We start from the raw sequence: 19,559 nt of genomic DNA on the forward strand, positions 1-19,559 counted from the left end.
CTCAGATTTTCCAGCCCGAGTGCAGGCAGGCCACGCCCATCGTCAGATTGCGATATTTTGCCTGCTCAAACCCCGCTGCCTGAACCATGCCCAGAAAGGTCTCCTGATCGGGGAAGCGGCGAATGGATTCGACCAGATATTGGTAACTGTCGCGGTCCCCGGCAATCGCCTGCCCCAAACGCGGAATGATGTTGAAGGAATAGAGATCATAGATCTTCTGCATCATGTCATTCGGGATCTGGCTGAACTCCAGCACCATCAGGCGCCCGCCCGGACGCAGCACGCGGAACGCCTCTGCCAGCGCATCCTGCGGGCGTGTCACGTTCCGGATCCCGAAGGAAATCGTGTAGACGTCGAAACTGTTGTCAGCGAAGGGCAGGGACATGGCGTCGCCCACGACCCAGTCCAGACTGTCGGCCATTGCCTCAGCCTCTGCCCGTTTCCGGCCTTCGATCAGCATGGGTTCGGTCAGGTCCAGCACCGTCGCATGCCCGTGCCCGGCGCGTTTGAGAAACCGGAAAGAGATGTCACCCGTCCCGCCGGCCACATCCAGCAATTGCTGTCCGGGCCGTGGCGCAAGCCAGTCCATCATCGCATCTTTCCAGATCCGGTGGATGCCCATCGACATGGCGTCGTTCATGACGTCATATTTGGAGGCAACGGAATTGAAGACGCCCTGAACGCGTCCGGCCTTTTCGTCTTCGGGAACGGTCTGAAACCCGAAATGCGTGGTTTTCTCAGTGTCGTCGGTCATCGGGTCTTGTGATCCTCGTGTGTGACCCTTCTTATAGAGCGCCGTTCCGCCGTTACAATGCGACCCAGCCGTCAGGAGGCTCTCCAGTGCCCGAATTGCCAGAAGTCGAGACAGTCCGTCGCGGGCTGGCGCCGGTCATGGAGGGGGCGCGGATCGCGCGCGCGCTGATCAACCGCCCGGATTTGCGCTGGCCCTTTCCCCCGGATATGTCCGCCCGGCTGACCGGGGCCAAGGTGGAACGGCTCCGGCGACGCTCGAAATACCTTCTCGCCGATCTGGATCGCGGCGAGTCGCTCTTGATCCATCTCGGCATGTCGGGGCGGATGCTGGTTTCGGGCGATCCGCTTGGTCGGTTCGTGCACGCGCATCCGGCGGCCGAGAAACACGACCATGTCGTGCTGGATATGGATAACGGTGCGCGCATCACCTTCAACGATCCGCGCAGGTTCGGAGCGATGGATCTTCTGCCAACAACCGGTGCCGAGGCGCATCCGCTGCTGGCCAAGCTGGGGCCGGAACCGCTGGGCAATGAATTCTCGCAAAGCCATCTTGTCGAGGCGCTGCGCGGTCGGAACACCCCGATAAAATCGGCGCTTCTGGATCAGAGAATCGTTGCGGGGCTGGGCAATATCTATGTCTGCGAGGCGTTGTTTCGCGCCGGAATTGCGCCCACGCGAAAGGCGGGACACATCGCAGAGGCGCGGGTGGCCGGGCTGGTGCCGATCATTCGCGATGTCCTGTCAGAGGCGATAGATGCCGGGGGGTCATCGCTGCGCGATTTTCGTCAGGCAGATGGCGAATTGGGCTATTTTCAGCATAGTTTCGATGTCTATGGCCGCGAGGGGGATGCCTGCAGACGAGAGGGGTGTAACGGGCAAATCCGACGAATCGTTCAGGCCGGAAGATCGTCTTTCTACTGTAGGCAATGCCAAAGATAACTTGATCGGGCGCGCTCAGGTGGTAAGGAATCGGGTTTGTACGGAACAACCGAAAGCAGGTTTCATGGCCTATGAGACGATCATCGTCGACGTAGAAGACCACATCGCAACCATCACGCTGAACCGGCCGGACTCGCTGAACGCGTTGAATTCGCAGCTGTTGGCCGAACTGGCAAAGGCGCTGAAGGAAGCTGATGGGAATGATCGGGTGCGCTGCATCATCCTCACCGGCAATACCAAAGCCTTCGCTGCCGGCGCGGACATCAAGGAGATGTCCGAGAAGTCCTTCGTTGACATGTACCTGTCAGATTTCTTCGGTGATGAGCATGAAGCGATCACCCGTATCCGCAAGCCGATCATCGCCGCTGTGGCGGGATATGCGCTGGGCGGCGGATGTGAATTGGCGATGATGTGCGATTTCATCATCGCTGCCGAAAACGCGAAATTCGGCCAGCCAGAGATCAACCTCGGCGTGGTTGCAGGGATTGGCGGGACGCAGCGGCTGACCCGGTTTGTCGGGAAATCCAAGTCGATGGACATGCATCTGACCGGGCGTTTCATGGATGCAGAAGAGGCAGAGCGGTCCGGGCTTGTCAGCCGGGTGGTGCCCGCCAAGAAGCTGATGGAAGAGGCGCAAGGCGCTGCGTCAAAGATCGCGGAAAAGTCGATCCTGACGGCGATGGCGGTCAAGGAATCCGTTAACCGCAGCTATGAGACGACGCTGGCAGAAGGCATCCTGTATGAACGCCGCCTGTTCCAGTCGCTTTTTGCCACGGACGATCAGACCGAGGGCATGGCGGCTTTCCTGGAAAAGCGCGCGGCCCAGTTCCGCGACAAGTGACAGGCGATTACGGGAGGGTCGAGCGGCGCTGTTCCGGCCTTGCCGGAAGGCGCCCCGCCCGCCATCCCGTCGCGGTCAGGCCTGGCCCGGCCCGCGCAGCTGTGAAATTGCCTGTCGGATCCGGCGCCAGTTCTCGGCCTCGTCCTGATTGCCGGTCTGTTCGCTTTGTCGCAGGCGCGATGCCGCTTCGGCTTCGGCTTTGTTGCCATGGGCGCGGTAGAGTGCGCGGGCATATTCAGAGATCTTAAGTGGATCGAGCATTGCTTCCTCCTCTTCTGATCCCGGATCCAGTGGGCCGAGATCCGTTTCGGCCTCGTGCTCCGGGAGTCGCACTATACCCGAAGCGGCGTTTGCATTCCATAGCAAGGGCGCCAGCCTGGAATTTGGGCTTTGCATTGCCGGGCAAACTCTTTATAGGACGCCGCTACATGCGCGTGATGCCCGCTTTGGCAAGATTCGACAGGTTCGGCTGAACCCTGTTGCGGGTTTCATGGTGCGAGAGATTTGAAACTTGCAAACTGGGAATACGAACATGGCAAATACGCCGCAGTCGAAGAAACGTGCAAAGCAGAGCGAGAAGCGCTTTCTGGTAAACAAGGCGCGCCGCTCGCGCATCCGGACCTACCTGCGCAAGGTCGAAGAGGCGATTGCATCCGGCGACAAGGATGCTGCAACCGCCGCCCTGCGCGCAGCCCAGCCAGAGCTGATGCGCGGCGTCACCAAGGGCGTCTTCCACAAGAACACCGCTTCGCGCAAGATGTCGCGCCTGACGGCACGCGTGAAGGCGATCGGCTAAACCGATCTAACTGTTTGATGAAAAAGGCATCGCCGCGGGCGGTGCCTTTTTTGCGTTGTGGCATTCCTGCATGGGGGCCAGAGATTCTTTTTCCGATTAATGAGAGTCAAGATCGAAGATCAGTTGCCGCTCCGCAGGCGCAATTGATAGTTTGAGCCTGCGAGTCACATCGCTGGGGGGACAGGCGAAGGCAGAACCGCATCTGGGCCGAATTAATGGCCCGTGTTTTCTGCACCTCTACGCTGGCTGCCAAATGGTGGCGTAGAGTAGTTGGGGGTTATACCCCCTTGCCAGTCCATTATTTACGCGCTTGTCGCGGCCATGGCATTTTGCGTCGTCGGATTGGGACTCCGTCGGGGCTTGCCGTGCCTGTCACATGCCCGTGGATGACATCCGCTCTCCGTTGCTGTTGCGGCAACGGTGCAAGGAGTGTTTGCCTGGTCGATCTGGCCGCCCGCCGCTGCCGCGGTTGGTAGACGTTGGGAGAATGGCATGAAATGGGGCCGATTTAAATGACACTGGAACAATGGGGCGCGTTGCAGGACAGTCTTTGCCAGACTGTGGGCAAGAATAACTATACGAATTGGCTGAAACCGCTGAAGTTTTCTGGTGTCGAGGATGGCGTGGCGAAGTTCCACGTGCCGACGCATTTTCTGGGCAGCTACGTGTCGCAGAATTTTGGGGAACTGCTGCTGGCAAAGATCTCTGAGGGCACGAAATCCGTGCGTCGATTGCAATTCGACGTACCGTCGCAAGCGGGTGCGGCCGCTGCCAAACCGGCGCATGCGCGGCCCGAACCTGTCGAACCGGTCAGGGATGTTGCGGCACCGGCCTCTGCCGACGCTCTGCCGGGCGCACCGCTTGATGCGCGGTTCACCTTCGATTCCTTCATCGTCGGCAAACCGAACGAGCTGGCCCATGCCGCCGCAAGACGGGTGGCCGAAGGTGGCCCTGTCACCTTTAACCCGCTGTTTCTCTATGGCGGCGTTGGCCTTGGTAAGACGCACCTGATGCACGCGATCAGCTGGGAATTGCGCGAGCGCAGCCCGCAGCTGAACGTGCTTTACCTTTCGGCCGAACAGTTCATGTACCGCTTTGTCCAGGCGCTGCGCGATCGCAAGATGATGGACTTCAAAGAGATGTTCCGCTCTGTCGATGTGCTGATGGTGGATGACGTGCAGTTCATTGCCGGCAAGGATTCCACCCAGGAAGAGTTCTTCCACACGTTCAATGCGCTGGTGGATCAGAACAAGCAGATCATCATCTCGGCGGATCGTGCCCCGGGCGAGATCAAGGATCTGGAAAACCGCATCAAGTCGCGTCTGCAAAGCGGTCTGGTGGTGGATCTGCACCCCACCGATTACGAATTGCGGCTGGGCATCCTGCAATCCAAGGTCGACGGTCACCGGCTCCAATACCCTGATCTGGAGCTTGAATCGGGCGTGTTGGAATTTCTTGCGCTGCGGATCTCGACCAATGTGCGTGTGCTTGAAGGGGCGCTGACACGGCTTTTTGCCTTTGCGTCGCTGGTTGGCCGTCCGATCACCATGGACCTGACGCAGGATTGCCTGTCGGATGTGCTGCGCGCGTCCGAACGCAAGATCACCATCGAGGAGATCCAGCGCAAGGTGTCCGAGCATTACAACATTCGTCTCAGCGACATGATCGGCCCGAAGCGGGTGCGCAGCTTTGCCCGTCCGCGGCAGGTGGCCATGTATCTGTGCAAGCAGATGACCAGCCGTTCCCTGCCAGAGATCGGCCGCCGGTTTGGCGGGCGCGACCACACCACTGTCATGCACGGGGTGAAGCGCATCGAAGAGCTCAAGCAACAGGACGGCCAGATTGCCGAGGATCTGGAGCTTCTGCGCCGGGCGCTAGAGGCCTGAAGTCGCAACAGTTCGGTAGCAAAGGGCGTCTTCTTGTGGAAGGCGCCCTTGACGCCCCGAAAAATCCAATGGACAAACCAACAAAGCGCTTGGAACCGCCTTTGGCTGCGGCTACCGTGTGTGTCCCGGTAAATCGGAGGGTCGAGGGATGAAGTTCAGCATGGAACGCGGCACGTTGCTTAAGGCAGTGGCGCAGGCGCAATCGGTTGTGGAGCGCCGCAACACGATCCCAATCCTTGCAAACGTCCTGATCGAGGCCGAGGGAGACACCGCATCCTTCCGCGCGACGGATCTTGATATCGAGGTGGTGGACAAGGCGTCGGCACAGGTCGAACGCGCAGGCGCCACGACGGTTTCCGCCGTCACGCTGCATGAAATCGTTCGCAAACTGCCGGATGGCGCTCTGGTCACGCTGACCGAGGAAAGCGCGTCCGGGCGGATCACGGTCGAGGCGGGCCGGTCCAACTTCAGCTTGGCCACCCTGCCCAAAGAAGACTTCCCGGTGATGGCGTCTTCGGAATATTCAGCGAATTTCTCGGCTGATGCGAAAGTGTTGCGGCGGCTGTTCGACAAGTCGAAATTCGCGATTTCGACCGAAGAAACACGGTATTACCTGAACGGCGTCTACATGCATGTCGCCGATGGCGAAGATGGCAAGGCGCTGCGCTGCGTGGCGACCGATGGCCACCGCCTTGCCCGGATCGACGCGCCCCTGCCGAAGGGCGCCGAGGACATGCCCGGCATCATCGTGCCCCGCAAGACCGTGGGCGAACTGCGAAAGCTCTTGGAAGACGACGACATGCAGATCGCCGTTTCGGTTTCGGAAACAAAGGTGCGCTTTGCCACGCCGGATATCACGCTGACCTCCAAGGTGATCGACGGTACGTTCCCCGATTACACACGCGTGATCCCGCAGGGCAACACCCGCCGGATGGAGGTGGACGCCGCCGATTTCGCCAAGGCGGTGGACCGCGTGGCAACCGTGTCTTCGGAACGTTCGCGCGCCGTCAAGCTGGCCCTGGACGAGGATCGGCTGATCCTGTCGGTGAACGCACCGGACAGCGGCGCGGCAGAGGAAGAACTGGCCGTCGCCTATAGCGACGAACGGCTGGAGATCGGGTTCAACGCGAAATACCTGCTGGAGATTGCCAGCCAGGTGGACCGCGAGAATGCGGTGTTCCTGTTCAACTCCTCCGGGGATCCCACGTTGATGCGGGAAGGCAACGACACCAGCGCCGTCTACGTGGTCATGCCGATGCGCGTTTGACGGCGCGGGCCGCACCAAACCTGCCCGCCGCCGGGGCTGCGGACCTTTCATGACGGGCCTCTATCTCGAACAGCTTACCCTGTCGCATTTCAGGTCGCACAAGCGCGCGGTGCTGCACGTCGATCAAAGACCGGTTGCTCTGTTCGGGTCGAACGGGGCCGGCAAGACCAATATCCTCGAAGCGATCTCGCTGTTCTCGCCCGGCCGCGGGCTGCGCCGGGCCTCTGCCGAAGAGATGACGCGGCGACCGGAGGCGCTTGGCTGGAAAGTCACCGGGCTTCTGCACAGCCTTGGCCAAATCCACGAGGTTGCCTTTCAGTCACAGGCAGGGGCGGCGCGTCAGGTCCGGCTTGATGAAAAGGCCGCCACGCAAACCGCGCTTGGCCGGATTGGCCGCGTGCTTTGGCTCATCCCGTCGATGGACCGGCTCTGGATCGAAGGCGCCGATGGCCGCAGGCGGTTCCTCGACCGGATGACGCTGTCCTTTTTTCCCGACCATGCAGAGGCGTCGCTGGACTACGAAAAGGCGATGCGGGAACGCAATCGCCTGCTCAAGGACATGGTGCGCGACCCGTACTGGTACACCGCGCTGGAGGTGCAGATGGCCGATGCGGGCGCCGCGATCCACGCCAACCGCGTCGCTGCACTGGCCGCGTTGCAAGCTGCACAGGCAGAGGCCGAAACGGCATTTCCAACCGCGGATCTGGAGCTTCTTCAGCCCGAGGGCGAGATGCCCGCCAATGCCTCGGACCTGCGCGATGCGCTGGCGGCAAGCCGGTCCCGCGACATGGCGGCGGGCCGCACGCTGATCGGGCCGCACCGCGCCGACATGGCAGGCACCTTTGCTGCCAAGGGCGTTCCCGCGCGCGATTGTTCCACCGGCGAACAGAAGGCGCTGCTGATCTCGCTGATCCTGGCCAATTCCCGCGCGCTTGCCCGCAGCTTCGGTGCGCCGCCCCTGTTGCTGCTGGATGAGGTCGCCGCACACCTTGATGCCGGGCGCCGCGCGGCGCTTTATGACGAGGTCTGCGCCCTGGGCGCGCAGGCCTGGATGACCGGCACCGGGGCAGAGCTTTTCGAGGATCTGGGCGACCGGGCGCAGCGACTTGAAATCAGCGAAACGGATGGCGTGTCGCAGGTGCATCGGCAGGGCGATTGACGGCGCCACACACGCCTTGGTTGTGACGCACGGTTTGATGCCGCCAAACCACCAAATCATGTGTCAATCGCGTGACAATGCCCCCAATGATGGGTATAAAATGCGCAAAAGACCAAGGAAGGCCGGCATGTCCGATACCGAGCAAGAACAAACAGAATATGGCGCAGAATCCATCAAGGTTCTCAAGGGCTTGGAAGCGGTGCGCAAGCGCCCCGGCATGTATATCGGTGACACCGATGACGGCTCTGGCCTGCACCACATGGTCTACGAGGTCGTGGATAACGGAATTGACGAAGCACTGGCAGGCCACGCCACCAAGGTTTCGGTAAAAATCCACGCCGACAGCTCTGTCTCCGTACGGGACAACGGGCGCGGCATTCCGGTGGATATTCACGAGGAAGAGGGCGTCTCGGCGGCCGAGGTCATCATGACCCAGCTGCATGCGGGCGGCAAATTCGACCAGAACTCCTACAAGGTGTCCGGCGGTTTGCACGGCGTGGGCGTTTCGGTGGTCAACGCGCTGAGTGACTGGCTGGAATTGCGCGTCTGGCGGAACGGCAAGGAACATTACGCGAAATTCGCCCATGGCGATACGGTCGAACACCTGCGGGTCGTCGGCGACGCGAATGGCGAAAAGGGCACAGAGGTCCGCTTCTTTGCCTCGACAACCACCTTCTCCAACCTCGACTATTCCTTCGAGACGCTGGAAAAGCGCCTGCGCGAACTGGCCTTCCTGAATTCGGGCGTGCGCATCTTGCTGGAGGATGAGCGCCCCGCAGAGCCCCTGCGCAGCGAGCTGTTCTTCGAAGGCGGTGTGCGTGAATTCGTCAAATATCTCGACCGTTCCAAGACGCCCGTCATGCCTGTTCCGATCTACATGACCGGGGAACGCGACGGTATCGGCGTCGAGGTCGCGATGTGGTGGAATGACAGCTACCACGAAACCGTGCTGCCCTTCACCAACAACATCCCGCAGCGCGATGGCGGCACGCATATGGCCGGGTTCCGGGGCGCCCTGACGCGGACGATCAACAGCTACGCCCAATCCTCGGGCATCGCCAAGCGCGAGAAGATCAACTTCACCGGTGACGACGCTCGCGAAGGGCTGACCTGCGTGTTGTCGGTCAAGGTGCCGGACCCGAAATTCTCCAGCCAGACCAAGGACAAGCTTGTCTCGTCCGAGGTGCGCCCGGCCGTCGAAGGCCTGGTGAACGAAAAGCTGGCCGAATGGTTCGAGGAAAACCCGAACGAGGCCAAGCAGATCGTCGGCAAGATCGTCGAAGCCGCGATGGCCCGCGAAGCCGCCCGCAAGGCGCGCGAACTGACCCGGCGCAAGACGGCGATGGATGTGAACTACCTTGCCGGCAAGCTCAAGGATTGTTCCGAAAAGGACCCGGCAAAGACCGAAGTCTTCCTCGTCGAGGGTGACTCTGCCGGCGGATCTGCGCAAACGGGCCGGGATCGGCGCACGCAGGCCATCCTGCCTCTGAAGGGCAAGATCCTGAACGTCGAACGGGCGCGGTTTGACCGGATGCTGGGCAGCCAGGAGATCGGCAACCTTGTCATGGCGCTTGGCACCGGCATCGGTCGGGATGAATTCGACATCTCCAAGCTGCGCTACCACAAGATCGTCATCATGACGGACGCGGATGTCGACGGTGCGCATATCCGGACCTTGCTTCTGACCTTCTTCTACCGCCAGATGCCGCAGCTGATCGAGGGCGGCTATCTCTACATCGCGCAGCCGCCGCTTTACAAAGTCGCGCGTGGCAAGTCCGAGGTCTATCTGAAAGATCAGGCCGCGATGGAAGAATACCTGATCCAGCAGGGCGTCGATGGCGCGCTGCTGCGGCAGGGGAACGGCGAAGAGATTGCAGGCCAGGATCTTATCCGTGTGATTGACGAGGCGCGCCAGTTGAAGCGCGTTCTTGACGCCTTCCCAACGCATTACCCGCGCCACATCCTTGAACAGGCGGCCATTGCGGGGGCATTCGTGCCGGGCGCGGTGGAATCCGACCTTCAGGGCGTGGCCGACAAGGTCGCCAGACGGCTTGATCTGATCGCCGTTGAATACGAGCGCGGCTGGCAAGGCCGGATCACCCAGGATCGCGGCATCCGGCTGGCCCGTATTCTGCGCGGCGTCGAAGAGGTGCGCACGCTGGACGGTCCGATGCTGCATTCGGGCGAGGCCCGCAAGACCGGCAGCTTCACCCAGAACCTGCAAGCCGTCTACGACCTGCCCGCCACGCTGGAGCGCAAGGATCGTCGGCAATTGATTCACGGTCCGCTCGACCTTCTGAAGGCCATTCTGGACGAAGGCGAAAAGGGTCTCTCGCTCCAGCGCTACAAGGGTCTGGGCGAAATGAACCCCAGTCAGCTGTGGGAAACCACGCTGGACCCCGACGCGCGGACGCTTCTGCAGGTCAAGGTCGACGACATGGCCGAGGCCGATGACCTGTTCACCAAGCTGATGGGCGACGTCGTCGAACCCCGCCGCGAATTCATCCAGCAAAACGCCCTGAGCGTCGAGAATCTGGACTTCTGAATTCCGGCGCCGTGACAGGCTGCACCCTTGGCGCCGGATGACATGTCGGCGCCGGGGTGGTCTTCAGGAAAACGTATGTGGGACTGACCGGGCTTGTGTCTGGCGTTTTAGACCGGGAGGGGCCGTGCCATGCGGCCCGCATTTTGGCGGGGGCAGGGGGCGTTCACCTCTCCGTGCCATAAAAGGCAAGGAACATGTCCACGCAATCCGTGATGACCGTGTCATTGTCCAGTTCGGCCTTCGCGCCCATGAGGAACAGCGGCCAGACGAGGAAATGCTTGACCATCGACAAGAGCTGACCGGCCGCGAAACCGGGATCGGCCTGCCGCAGCGCACCGGCCTGCATCGCCCCTGAAATCAGCGCCTTGATCGGGCCATCCTGCATCGCCGCCTTTGACAGAAATGCCCGCGCCAGATCCTGATCGCGCAGCAGTTCAGACATCACAAGCCGGTTCAGCCCCATATAATGCTCGCCATTCAGATGGCTGACATAGTCGCGCACCGCTGCGACCAGCTGATCGCGCAGCGGCGCATCGGGTCGATAGCTTAATTTCGGCGCGGCCGCGATCTGTTCCAACAGGATGTCGGTGATCGCCTGAAACAGCAGCTCCTTGCTTTCGAAATGCTTGTAGAGGGTCCGCTTGGAAACGCCCGCCAGCTCTGCAATCCGGTTCACCCGTGCGGCCGGGAAACCCTGCTCGCGGAACTCCTCGATGGCTGCATCCAGAATATCTTTTCGTTTCTTTTCAGTCAGTTTCATCGATCCAGCCTCACTCCGCGCGACAAAAGTAAACATTTGGGTTTACAAGCGCGCCTTCCATCCATATGTAAACCCCGGAGTTTACAAACGCAAGCGCCACGGCGCCAGAGGATCACCAGATGAAAGACACGCAATTCGGACCCAAGGGCTGGACTCCAGACCGCCTCGGCACCCTCGCAGGCAAGACCTATGTCATCACCGGCGCCAATGCCGGGGCGGGGTTTCAGGCCGCGCGCATCCTGCTTAGCAAGGGCGCGAAAGTGGTCATGCTGAACCGAAGCGCCGAAAAATCGGCCGCTGCGATACAGGAACTGACGCAGGAATTCGGCCCGGATGCCGAGGTCAGCTTCATCCGCATGGACCTTGCCGAACAGGCCTCTGTCCGCAGGGCCGCTGCGGAGGTGCTGCAAACCGTGCCGCGCATCGACGCGCTGATCTGCAACGCCGCCATCGCGCAGGTGCCGACCCGCAAGCTGACGCCTGATGGTTTCGAAAGCCAGCTGGGCACCAACCATTACGGCCATTTCACCCTTTGCGGAATGCTGTTCGACCGGATCGAGGCGTCGCAGGGCCGGATCGTCGTCGTGGCCAGCCTTGGCTACAATATGGGGCTGAAAACGATCCGCTTTGACGACATGAACTGGGAAACGGATTACGGCCCCAACACTGCCTATTCGCAAAGCAAACTGGCGCAGATGATGTTCGCCTACGAGCTTCAGGACAGGCTGGTCGCCGCAGGCCGCACCGGGGTCGAGGTCTTTGTCTGTCATCCCGGCTCTTCGGCGACCTCTCTGATTTCCACCAGCGGCAGCCGGACGATGCGGCTTATCTGGTGGCTGATGACCAAGACGCCGATGGTCCAGACCGCCGAGCAAGGCTCCTACCCCGAGGTGATGTGCGCGACCGAAGAGGCGCTGACCGAACAGCGCGCGCTCTACGGCCCCACCGGGACAAGGGAATTTGTCGGCCCGGTCGGCAAGGGCACGCTGAACGCCCATGCCTATGACAAGCAAGTCATGACCCGGCTTTGGGAGCGGTCCGAAAAGGACACAGGCTTCACCTGGGCGCTTTGACCCGCCTGGATACCGGGGGCGTCTCAAACGCAACGGGTCGCCCTCGGACCGGATATTCGCTAGAAAGGCCGCCTTATGGATATCGTGAAAACTGCCAGTGACTGGGCGCGGTTCGAAATGCACGCCGCCTTGGTCTTCGCGGGCTTCGGGCTGGCCTTCCTGCTGTCAGGTCTGGGCTTTCGCCAGCTTGGCAGCACCGATCTGGCCCGCGCATTTGTCATCCCGATGCTGGTGGCGGGCGTCTTGCTGTTGATCCTTGGGGTCGGTCTGTTCCTGCCTGCCCAGACCCGGCTTGCCTCCCTGCCGACGACCTATGCCAGCGACAGCACCGCCTTCCTGACCGCCGAGCTTGCCCGCGCCGACAAGGTGCTGAACGATTACCGTTTCGCGGTGTTTCGGCTCTTCCCGGCGATCATCGCGCTCTGTGCGCTGGCGCTCCCGTTCCTTACCGGCCCCTATTGGCGGGCAAGCCTGATCACCGCGATCGCCATGTTCACCGCGCTTATCCTCGTCGACAGCAACGCCAATGCGCGCCTGCTCGCCTATAAGGCCGAACTGACCAGAGCACCCGATTAGGCGCGCCGACGCGATCCAACCTTGCCTTTGATACGCGCCAAAGGCATGTCGGAAGGGTGTGAAAGGGGCGCGCCCGCGCTGGATCGCACGCAGCAGTTTACGGCACGGATGGTCACGGCACATGCTGAAACGATACGGACATTCCGACAAAACCGGCCCGGACGGCCGGCCCACAGGCGGGTGGATCGACGTCGTCTCGCCCACGCCTGCGGATGAGGCAGAGGTCGAAACGCTGCTTGGCATCGACATCCCGACCCATGACGACATCCGCAGCATCGAACCCTCCAGCAGGCTTTACCGCGACGGTGATGGCGTCTTTGCGGCGGCCCAGATCGTCCTTCGCGGCGACAGCCCCTCCCCGCGCACCATGAGCGTGGCCTTCGTGCTGAAGCGCCAGACGCTTCTGACCGTGCGCTATGATGACAGCAAGGTGTTCGATCTCTTCGCCGCAGATTGCATCCGAATGCCCGATACCGCCCGCTCCGGGGAGCACGGGCTGATCGGCCTCCTCGAAGCCATTGTTGACCGCACGGCAGAGCTTCTGGAGACGGTTGGCGACGCGGTCGATGACATGCCGGAACGTATCCACCCGGCGGCGGGCGAGCTGGGCAAGCGCCGCGATGTGGCAGAGCTTCAGACCGTACTGGCCGAAATCCAGCTCATGCATCGGCGCACCGCGAAGGCGCGCGAAAGTCTGGTGTCGCTGGGGCGGATGATCGGCTACCTGATGGTGCAGCCCGAATTTCAGGGCGCAGAGATCGGGCCGCGCGCCAAAAGCGTCGCAAGCGACATCGTTTCGCTGTCGGATCATGCAAGCTTTGTCGCGCAGAACATCCAGTTTGTCCTCGACGCCGCCCTGGGCATGGTCGGGATCGAACAGAACGCCATTGTGAAGTTCTTCTCCATCGTTGCGGTCGTGCTGCTGCCGCCGACGCTGATCGCCGGAATCTACGGGATGAATTTCACGGCCATGCCAGAACTCTCCTGGCCCTGGGGTTATCCCCTGGCGTTGCTGGCCATGACCTCTTCGGCGATTCTGCCCTATCTCTGGTGTCGCCGTCGCGGCTGGTTGTGATCGCCCCCGAAACGACGCGATCTTTCCCGAACGAGGCGGCGCAAAGCCCCTGCCGAACCCGCCGCCTGTCAGCCTCGGATCGGTCGGATTCTGGCGGATCTGCGGGGCTACAGGGCTTTTGTACCAAACGGGGGTACAAAAAGCACAAAAGGCCCCAAACTCAGGCGTCGGGTCGCAGGCTGGCGGTGACGTAATTGACGCTCAGATCCCGGTCAGACAGGCTCCATTGCCACGAGATCGGGTTGAAGACAAAGCCCTTGCGATCCACCGGGTCCAGCCCCGCCTCGCGCAACAGCGCGAAAAGCTCCTCCGGCGTGATGAACTTGGACCATTCATGCGTGCCCTTGGGCAGCCAACGCATGACGTATTCCGCGCCAACGATCGCCACGGCAAAGCTCTTTGGGTTACGATTGATCGTCGAACAAAGGTGTAACCCACCGGGTTTCAACAGATTTTTGCAGGCGGTAAGATAGGTGAGCGGATCGGCCACATGCTCGACCACCTCCATGTTCAGCACCACGTCGAACTGTTCACCCGCCTCTGCCATCGCCTCTGCCGTGGTGTGGCGATAGTCGATTTCCAGCCCGGATTGCTGCGCATGGACCTGTGCGACAGGGATGTTCCGCTCTGCCGCGTCCGCGCCGATCACCTTGGCCCCAAGACGCGCCATGGGTTCACATAAAAGCCCGCCACCACAGCCGATATCCAGAATGCGCAAGCCTTCGAAGGGACGCAACTCCTTGAGATCACGATCAAATTCCGCAGCGATCTGCGAAGTGATGTAATCCAGCCTGCACGGGTTGAGCATATGCAACGGCTTGAACTTGCCGTTCGGGTCCCACCATTCGGCAGCCATCGCTTCGAATTTGGCAATTTCCGACGGGTCGACCGTTGTCTGTGTTGCCTGCATTGCGAAGTTCCTGTGTTCTTTGTCCGTGCACGATTATATAGAACTGATATGGACAAATTCTCGGGCCAAAAGCGCGCAGTGCAGCATCTTTATCCCCCCGTCGATCCTTTCGACCAACGCATGATGGAGGTCGGCGGCGGCCACACCATCTATGTCGAGCAGTGCGGCAACCCGGACGGCATTCCGGTGATCGTGCTGCACGGTGGCCCCGGCGGCGGGTGCAGCCCGGCGATGCGGCGCTATTTTGACCCCAAAGCGTTTCGGGTGGTGCTGTTCGATCAGCGCGGATGTGGCCGTTCAAGACCCCATGCCAGCGTGGTGAACAACACCACATGGGACCTCGTCGCCGACATTGAACGCATCCGGGACACGCTGGAAATCGAGCAATTCATCGTCTTTGGCGGCAGCTGGGGCGCCACGCTTGCGCTGATTTATGCAGAGGCCCATCCGGAACGTGTCAGCAATCTTGTGCTGCGTGGCGTCTTCATGATGACCCAGGCAGAGCTTGACTGGTTCTACGGTGGCGGAGCCGGGCTTTTCTGGCCTGAACCGTGGGCGCGGTTTTCGGATCTGATCCCCGAGGAAGAGCGCGGCGACATGATCGGCGCCTATCACAAGCGACTCTTCTGTGGCGATCTCCGGATCGAGACGCAATATGCAAAGGCTTGGTCTGCTTGGGAAAATGCGCTTGCGTCGGTTTATTCCAGCGGATCCGGCGGCGATGCCCCCGGTGAATATGCGCGCGCCTTTGCGAGGTTGGAAAACCACTATTTCACCAATGCCGGTTTCCTTGATTTCGACGGACAGATCTTGGCGCAGGTCGACCGGATCGCGCATATTCCGGGCGTCATTGTTCAGGGGCGTTATGACATGATTTGCCCGCCCGCGCGCGCCTGGCAGCTGGCAGAGGCCTGGCCCAACGCCGAGATGCGGATGATCCGCAACGCAGGCCACGCCCTGTCCGAACCCGGCATCAGTGCAGAACTTGTGCGCACGATGGATCAATTGGCCGCGCGTTGAGTCAATATCACCTTTGATAACCAAAGGGCTTTACAGATCGCGTTCAGCCGTTAGGCTTTGATGCTCTGATAGCAACCGAGCGAAAGAGGTCAGGTGTCGCAAGTACTCCGCATTATCCTGCAACGTATCGCCTTGGGTATTCTGACCCTGTTCATCGTTTCCATCGTCATTTTCACCGCGGTAAACATGCTGCCGGGGGACTTCGCTCAGGCGATCCTTGGGCAGGGCGCCACGCCGGAGGCCATCGAGTCGATCCGCCGGGACCTCGGGCTCGACCAGCCGCCGATACAGCGCTACTTCGCCTGGCTCGCGGGAGCTGTGCAGGGCGATCTGGGCACATCCTTTGCCCAGGCAAACTTTTCCAGCTTTGTCGGCGCTGACAGCGGGGGGAGCGATGTCACCGTCGCCACGCAGATTGCCCCGAGATTTGCCAACACGATGTTTCTGGCCGGGGTAACCGCCTGTATCGCCGTGCCTTTTTCGATCATGTTGGGCGTGCTGGCGGCGCTTTACCGGAACTCTGCCTTTGACAGGGCGGCGAACATCTTCACGCTCAGCTCGATCTCCAGCCCGGAATTCTTTCTGGCCTATGTGCTGATCCTGTTCCTCGCGGTGCTGAACCCGGTGCTTCCGTCCCTGTCCAATATCTATGACGGCATGGAATTCGGCGAACGCCTGCAAAAGACCCTGCTGCCCGCGCTGACCCTGACGCTGGTCGTGACGGCACATATGATGCGCATGACACGCGCCGCGATCATCAATCTGCTCGCCTCCCCGTATATCGAGATGGCGCGCCTCAAAGGTCTGTCGCCGCTGCGGGTCATCGTGAAGCACGCCCTGCCGAACGCGCTGGCGCCGATCATCAACGTTGTCGCGCTGAACCTGGCCTACCTGATTACCGGCGTGGTCGTGGTCGAAGTGGTCTTTGTCTATCCCGGCATTGGGCAGCTCTTTGTTGACGGGGTCAAAACGCGGGATATCCCGCTGGTGCAGGCTTGCTGCCTGATCTTCGCGGGGGCCTATATTCTTTTGAACCTGACCGCGGATATCCTGTCCATCCTTTCCAATCCGCGGCTGAGGCACCCGAAATGAGCGTCATTCTCTGGATTCTGGCAGCGCTCGCCGCGATTTCCCTGAGCGGCTGGGTCTTTCGACTTGCCGGGCAGAAGATCACCGGAAACAGCCCGCGCTTTCGGGACATGCCCTTCGCCGTCGCTTTCGGATACGCGCTGGCCGCCGCAGCCGTGTTGGGCGGTGTCTGGCTGTGGTTTCAGCCGGGGGCGACCTTTTTCCGCTGGGCGGTGCAAGGCTTTGTGATCTTTGCCATCGCGGCGTGGCTGTTCCGCCTTCTGGGGCGCGCGGTCGGCACGGCGGGTACGAGAAAGCTGTTCCGACAAATGCCGCTGACGGCGAGCTTTGGTATTCTGGTCATCCTGATCTACGCCGTCCTGTCGATTTTCGCAGGCGTCATCGCGCCCTATGGGCAGGCAGAGGTGTTTGACCAGGTCAACGCGCTGCCCGGCGGCAACGCTGCCACGGGGGGCAATCCCGATCACCTTCTGGGCACGGACCAGATTGGCCGCGATCTGCTCTCCCGCCTGATCTACGGCGCGCAGAATACCGTGGGCATCGCCTTCGTAACGACCTGTATCGCCTTCTTTCTGGGCGGCTCTCTGGGGTTCCTCGCCGCGACGTTGCAGGGGTGGCTCGATCAGGTGCTCAGCCGGGCGGTGGATGTGCTGATGGCCATTCCGTCGCTGATCTTTGCCCTGCTGCTGATGACCATCGCCAGCGCCTGGGCCGGGTCGGAAAAATGGCTGCTGACGGTCTACATGGTCCTCATCATCGCCGTGATCGATTCCACCCGGGTGTTCCGACTGGCCCGCGCGGTCGGGCTGAACATCGTTGTGATGGATTATATCGAGGCCGCCAAGCTGCGCGGCGAAGGGCTGAGATACCTTATCTTCAAGGAGATCCTGCCCAACGCCTACGCGCCTTTGCTGGCGGAATTCGGGCTGCGCTTCTGCTTTGTCTTCCTGACCATCGCGTCGCTCAGTTTTCTGGGTGTCGGCATCCAGCCACCGCTGGCCGATTGGGGCACGATGGTGCGTGACCTTGCGCAGTTCATCAACTTCGCGGCGTTCTCACCGCTGACTGCCGCGCTTCCCCTGATGGCCGCAGGTGCCATCGCGCTGTTGACCGTGGCGGTGAATTTCGTGGTGGACTGGATGCTTCACCGGACCTCCGGGCTGAAGGATTGATACAGTGACCGACCTCTTGTTGAAAATCCGCGGGCTGAAGATCGAGGGCCGGTCGGATGAAATTTGGAACCCGATCATCAACGGCGTGGATCTTGATCTGCGCAAGGGCGAGGTTCTGGGCCTGATCGGTGAAAGCGGCGCGGGCAAATCCACCATCGGGCTGGCGGGGATGGGCTTTACCCGCGACGGGGTGCGCATATCCGGCGGGTCGGTGGAATTTGACGGCATCGATCTGGTCAACGCCTCGGCCGAGGTCAAACGCAAGTTGCTGGGCAGCCGCATCGCCTATGTCGCGCAATCCGCCGCTGCCAGCTTTAACCCGGCCCACAAGCTGATTGACCAGCATACCGAAGCACCCGTGCAGCACGGGGTCATGTCGCGTGCCGAAAGCGCCGCCGACGCGGTAGAGCTATACCGGCGTCTGCGCCTGCCAAACCCCGAAGAGATCGGCTTTCGCTACCCCCATCAGGTTTCGGGCGGGCAGTTGCAGCGGGCGATGACGGCGATGGCGATGTCCTGTCGGCCCGATCTCATCATCTTTGACGAGCCGACAACTGCGCTGGACGTGACCACGCAGATCGAGGTTCTGGCCTCTATCCGTGACATCGTGGAGCAGTTCGACACGGCGGCAATCTACATCACCCATGATCTGGCGGTGGTGGCGCAGATGGCCGACCGCATCAAGGTTTTGCTGAAGGGTGACGAGGTCGAAGAGGCCGAGACCCGCGAAATGCTGTCCCATCCCAAAGAGGATTACACCAAGAGCCTTTGGGCCGTCCGCGAATTCAAGCGCCCGCAGAAACCGGCCGTCGCCGCGGGCGCTACCCCCGTCGTGTCCGTCCGAAAGGTGACTGCGGCCTACGGCAAGGTGAAGGTGCTGCAGAATGTCAGTTTCGACATTCACGAGGGCCGGACCGTCGCCGTTGTGGGAGAGAGCGGGTCCGGCAAATCCACGACCGCGCGCTGCATCACCGGATTGTTGCCGCCGCTGAGCGGGTCGATCCAGTTCGACGGGGTCGAGATGCCCGCCGATTACCGCAAGCGCAGCAAGGACCAGCTTCGGCAGGTGCAGATGATCTACCAGATGGCCGATACCGCGCTGAACCCGCGCAAGAGCATCGGCGAGATTATCGGCCGACCGGTCCAGTTCTACATGGGCCTTCGCGGTCGCGAGAAACGGCGCCGGGTAGAGCAGCTTCTGGACGAGATCGAGCTGCCCGCAGATCAGTATTTCGACCGGTTGCCATCGGAACTGTCCGGTGGCCAGAAACAGCGCATCGGCATCGCACGCGCACTGGCGGCAGAGCCGCGATTCATCATCTGCGACGAGGTCACCAGCGCGCTGGACCAACTGGTTGCCGAGGGTATCCTGAAACTGCTTGCGCGTTTGCAGGATGACCTGAAGCTTAGCTACATGTTCATCACGCATGACCTGGCCACCGTAAGGTCCATCGCCGACGAGGTGGTCGTGATGAAAGAGGGCAAGGTGATCGAGCAGGGCCCGAAGGCCGAAATGTTCCGCCCGCCGCATCACGCCTATACCGATCTTCTGCTCAGTTCCGTACCGGAGATGGACCCGGATTGGCTGTCGAATCTGCTGAAAGAACGTGGAGTTGATAACATCGGCGACGCGGCTGTTGATAAGATGGGATGAGAATCACCCCCCGCCTGACGGTACGGGTGCAAAAATTCGCGGGA

At 61.2% G+C, this 19,559-nt stretch carries 18 protein-coding genes; 14 read left to right on the forward strand and 4 right to left on the reverse strand.

Features of this window, described 5'->3' with window-relative positions; genetic code table 11:
- Position 1: 1 nt before the first annotated feature.
- The gene (ubiE, locus tag EDD52_RS05045) at positions 2 to 754 is read right to left on the reverse strand and encodes a bifunctional demethylmenaquinone methyltransferase/2-methoxy-6-polyprenyl-1,4-benzoquinol methylase UbiE (RefSeq protein ID WP_132242485.1); all 753 of its coding nucleotides are present in this window, start codon (positions 752 to 754) and stop codon (positions 2 to 4) included.
- An 86-nt stretch (positions 755 to 840) separates the two neighbouring features.
- Between ubiE and mutM the strand changes: the two genes are divergently transcribed.
- Together mutM and EDD52_RS05055 are read left to right on the forward strand one after the other, a co-directional pair.
- Positions 841 to 1,692, forward strand: a complete 852-nt coding sequence (gene mutM / locus EDD52_RS05050; protein WP_132242487.1) for a bifunctional DNA-formamidopyrimidine glycosylase/DNA-(apurinic or apyrimidinic site) lyase — start codon at positions 841 to 843, stop codon at positions 1,690 to 1,692.
- 64 nt (positions 1,693 to 1,756) lie between these two features.
- The gene (locus EDD52_RS05055; RefSeq protein WP_132242489.1) at positions 1,757 to 2,533 is read left to right on the forward strand and encodes an enoyl-CoA hydratase; all 777 of its coding nucleotides are present in this window, start codon (positions 1,757 to 1,759) and stop codon (positions 2,531 to 2,533) included.
- 75 nt (positions 2,534 to 2,608) lie between these two features.
- On the opposite strand, the gene EDD52_RS05060 is transcribed toward EDD52_RS05055, so the two are convergent.
- Positions 2,609 to 2,794 (reverse strand): hypothetical protein, encoded by a 186-nt coding sequence (locus EDD52_RS05060; RefSeq protein ID WP_132242491.1) that lies wholly within the window; start codon positions 2,792 to 2,794, stop codon positions 2,609 to 2,611.
- Positions 2,795 to 3,065: 271 nt separating this feature from the next.
- Between EDD52_RS05060 and rpsT the strand changes: the two genes are divergently transcribed.
- The 5 genes from rpsT to gyrB all read left to right on the forward strand — a co-directional run bounded on the left by rpsT (position 3,066) and on the right by gyrB (position 10,186).
- Positions 3,066 to 3,329, forward strand: coding sequence for a 30S ribosomal protein S20 (rpsT, locus tag EDD52_RS05065; RefSeq protein WP_132242493.1), 264 nt, complete (start codon positions 3,066 to 3,068; stop codon positions 3,327 to 3,329).
- 512 nt (positions 3,330 to 3,841) lie between these two features.
- A complete protein-coding gene (gene dnaA / locus EDD52_RS05070; protein WP_132242495.1) occupies positions 3,842 to 5,215 on the forward strand; it encodes a chromosomal replication initiator protein DnaA in 1,374 nt (457 codons plus the stop codon).
- A gap of 148 nt (positions 5,216 to 5,363) precedes the next feature.
- Positions 5,364 to 6,482, forward strand: a complete 1,119-nt coding sequence (gene dnaN / locus EDD52_RS05075; RefSeq protein WP_132242497.1) for a DNA polymerase III subunit beta — start codon at positions 5,364 to 5,366, stop codon at positions 6,480 to 6,482.
- A gap of 49 nt (positions 6,483 to 6,531) precedes the next feature.
- Positions 6,532 to 7,641, forward strand: coding sequence for a DNA replication/repair protein RecF (gene recF / locus EDD52_RS05080; protein WP_132242499.1), 1,110 nt, complete (start codon positions 6,532 to 6,534; stop codon positions 7,639 to 7,641).
- 127 nt (positions 7,642 to 7,768) lie between these two features.
- Entirely contained in the window at positions 7,769 to 10,186 is a 2,418-nt protein-coding gene (gene gyrB, locus EDD52_RS05085; RefSeq protein ID WP_132242501.1) for a DNA topoisomerase (ATP-hydrolyzing) subunit B, read from the forward strand.
- 163 nt (positions 10,187 to 10,349) lie between these two features.
- On the opposite strand, the gene EDD52_RS05090 is transcribed toward gyrB, so the two are convergent.
- Positions 10,350 to 10,946, reverse strand: coding sequence for a TetR/AcrR family transcriptional regulator (locus EDD52_RS05090; protein ID WP_165907460.1), 597 nt, complete (start codon positions 10,944 to 10,946; stop codon positions 10,350 to 10,352).
- A 119-nt stretch (positions 10,947 to 11,065) separates the two neighbouring features.
- Between EDD52_RS05090 and EDD52_RS05095 the strand changes: the two genes are divergently transcribed.
- From EDD52_RS05095 to EDD52_RS05105, 3 genes are all read left to right on the forward strand, one after another.
- Positions 11,066 to 12,019 (forward strand): SDR family oxidoreductase, encoded by a 954-nt coding sequence (locus EDD52_RS05095; RefSeq protein WP_132242505.1) that lies wholly within the window; start codon positions 11,066 to 11,068, stop codon positions 12,017 to 12,019.
- A 75-nt stretch (positions 12,020 to 12,094) separates the two neighbouring features.
- Positions 12,095 to 12,595, forward strand: coding sequence for a hypothetical protein (locus EDD52_RS05100; protein ID WP_132242507.1), 501 nt, complete (start codon positions 12,095 to 12,097; stop codon positions 12,593 to 12,595).
- 121 nt (positions 12,596 to 12,716) lie between these two features.
- The gene (locus EDD52_RS05105) at positions 12,717 to 13,670 is read left to right on the forward strand and encodes a magnesium transporter CorA family protein (protein ID WP_132242509.1); all 954 of its coding nucleotides are present in this window, start codon (positions 12,717 to 12,719) and stop codon (positions 13,668 to 13,670) included.
- A 160-nt stretch (positions 13,671 to 13,830) separates the two neighbouring features.
- On the opposite strand, the gene ubiG is transcribed toward EDD52_RS05105, so the two are convergent.
- Positions 13,831 to 14,580: a bifunctional 2-polyprenyl-6-hydroxyphenol methylase/3-demethylubiquinol 3-O-methyltransferase UbiG gene (gene ubiG, locus EDD52_RS05110; protein WP_132242511.1), complete on the reverse strand. Its 750-nt coding sequence runs from the start codon at positions 14,578 to 14,580 to the stop codon at positions 13,831 to 13,833.
- A gap of 48 nt (positions 14,581 to 14,628) precedes the next feature.
- On the opposite strand from ubiG, the gene pip reads away from it, so the two are divergent.
- The 4 genes from pip (at position 14,629) to EDD52_RS05130 (ending at position 19,515) form a co-directional block, all read left to right on the forward strand.
- Positions 14,629 to 15,600: a prolyl aminopeptidase gene (pip, locus tag EDD52_RS05115; protein WP_132242513.1), complete on the forward strand. Its 972-nt coding sequence runs from the start codon at positions 14,629 to 14,631 to the stop codon at positions 15,598 to 15,600.
- Positions 15,601 to 15,693: 93 nt separating this feature from the next.
- A complete protein-coding gene (locus EDD52_RS05120) occupies positions 15,694 to 16,692 on the forward strand; it encodes an ABC transporter permease (protein ID WP_132242515.1) in 999 nt (332 codons plus the stop codon).
- Positions 16,689 to 17,861: an ABC transporter permease gene (locus tag EDD52_RS05125; protein WP_132242517.1), complete on the forward strand. Its 1,173-nt coding sequence runs from the start codon at positions 16,689 to 16,691 to the stop codon at positions 17,859 to 17,861. Before EDD52_RS05120 ends, EDD52_RS05125 begins: the two co-directional genes overlap by 4 nt.
- 4 nt (positions 17,862 to 17,865) lie before the next feature.
- Positions 17,866 to 19,515, forward strand: coding sequence for an ABC transporter ATP-binding protein (locus EDD52_RS05130; RefSeq protein ID WP_132242519.1), 1,650 nt, complete (start codon positions 17,866 to 17,868; stop codon positions 19,513 to 19,515).
- Positions 19,516 to 19,559: the final 44 nt, after the last annotated feature.

This window comes from Primorskyibacter sedentarius (assembly GCF_004342065.1).
Classification (GTDB): Bacteria; Pseudomonadota; Alphaproteobacteria; order Rhodobacterales; family Rhodobacteraceae; genus Primorskyibacter; species Primorskyibacter sedentarius.

Bases quoted from the DNA above. Each gene is read 5' to 3' on its own strand.
- dnaA (WP_132242495.1), top strand. From the start codon at position 3,842: ATGACACTGGAACAATGGGGCGCGTTGCAGGACAGTCTTTGCCAGACT.
- EDD52_RS05100 (WP_132242507.1), top strand. From the start codon at position 12,095: ATGGATATCGTGAAAACTGCCAGTGACTGGGCGCGGTTCGAAATGCAC.
- ubiE (WP_132242485.1), bottom strand. From the start codon at position 754: ATGACCGACGACACTGAGAAAACCACGCATTTCGGGTTTCAGACCGTT.
- EDD52_RS05055 (WP_132242489.1), top strand. From the start codon at position 1,757: ATGGCCTATGAGACGATCATCGTCGACGTAGAAGACCACATCGCAACC.
- pip (WP_132242513.1), top strand. From the start codon at position 14,629: ATGGACAAATTCTCGGGCCAAAAGCGCGCAGTGCAGCATCTTTATCCC.
- EDD52_RS05125 (WP_132242517.1), top strand. From the start codon at position 16,689: ATGAGCGTCATTCTCTGGATTCTGGCAGCGCTCGCCGCGATTTCCCTG.
- dnaN (WP_132242497.1), top strand. From the start codon at position 5,364: ATGAAGTTCAGCATGGAACGCGGCACGTTGCTTAAGGCAGTGGCGCAG.
- gyrB (WP_132242501.1), top strand. From the start codon at position 7,769: ATGTCCGATACCGAGCAAGAACAAACAGAATATGGCGCAGAATCCATC.
- EDD52_RS05090 (WP_165907460.1), bottom strand. From the start codon at position 10,946: ATGAAACTGACTGAAAAGAAACGAAAAGATATTCTGGATGCAGCCATC.
- rpsT (WP_132242493.1), top strand. From the start codon at position 3,066: ATGGCAAATACGCCGCAGTCGAAGAAACGTGCAAAGCAGAGCGAGAAG.
- ubiG (WP_132242511.1), bottom strand. From the start codon at position 14,580: ATGCAGGCAACACAGACAACGGTCGACCCGTCGGAAATTGCCAAATTC.
- EDD52_RS05105 (WP_132242509.1), top strand. From the start codon at position 12,717: ATGCTGAAACGATACGGACATTCCGACAAAACCGGCCCGGACGGCCGG.
- EDD52_RS05095 (WP_132242505.1), top strand. From the start codon at position 11,066: ATGAAAGACACGCAATTCGGACCCAAGGGCTGGACTCCAGACCGCCTC.
- recF (WP_132242499.1), top strand. From the start codon at position 6,532: ATGACGGGCCTCTATCTCGAACAGCTTACCCTGTCGCATTTCAGGTCG.
- EDD52_RS05060 (WP_132242491.1), bottom strand. From the start codon at position 2,794: ATGCTCGATCCACTTAAGATCTCTGAATATGCCCGCGCACTCTACCGC.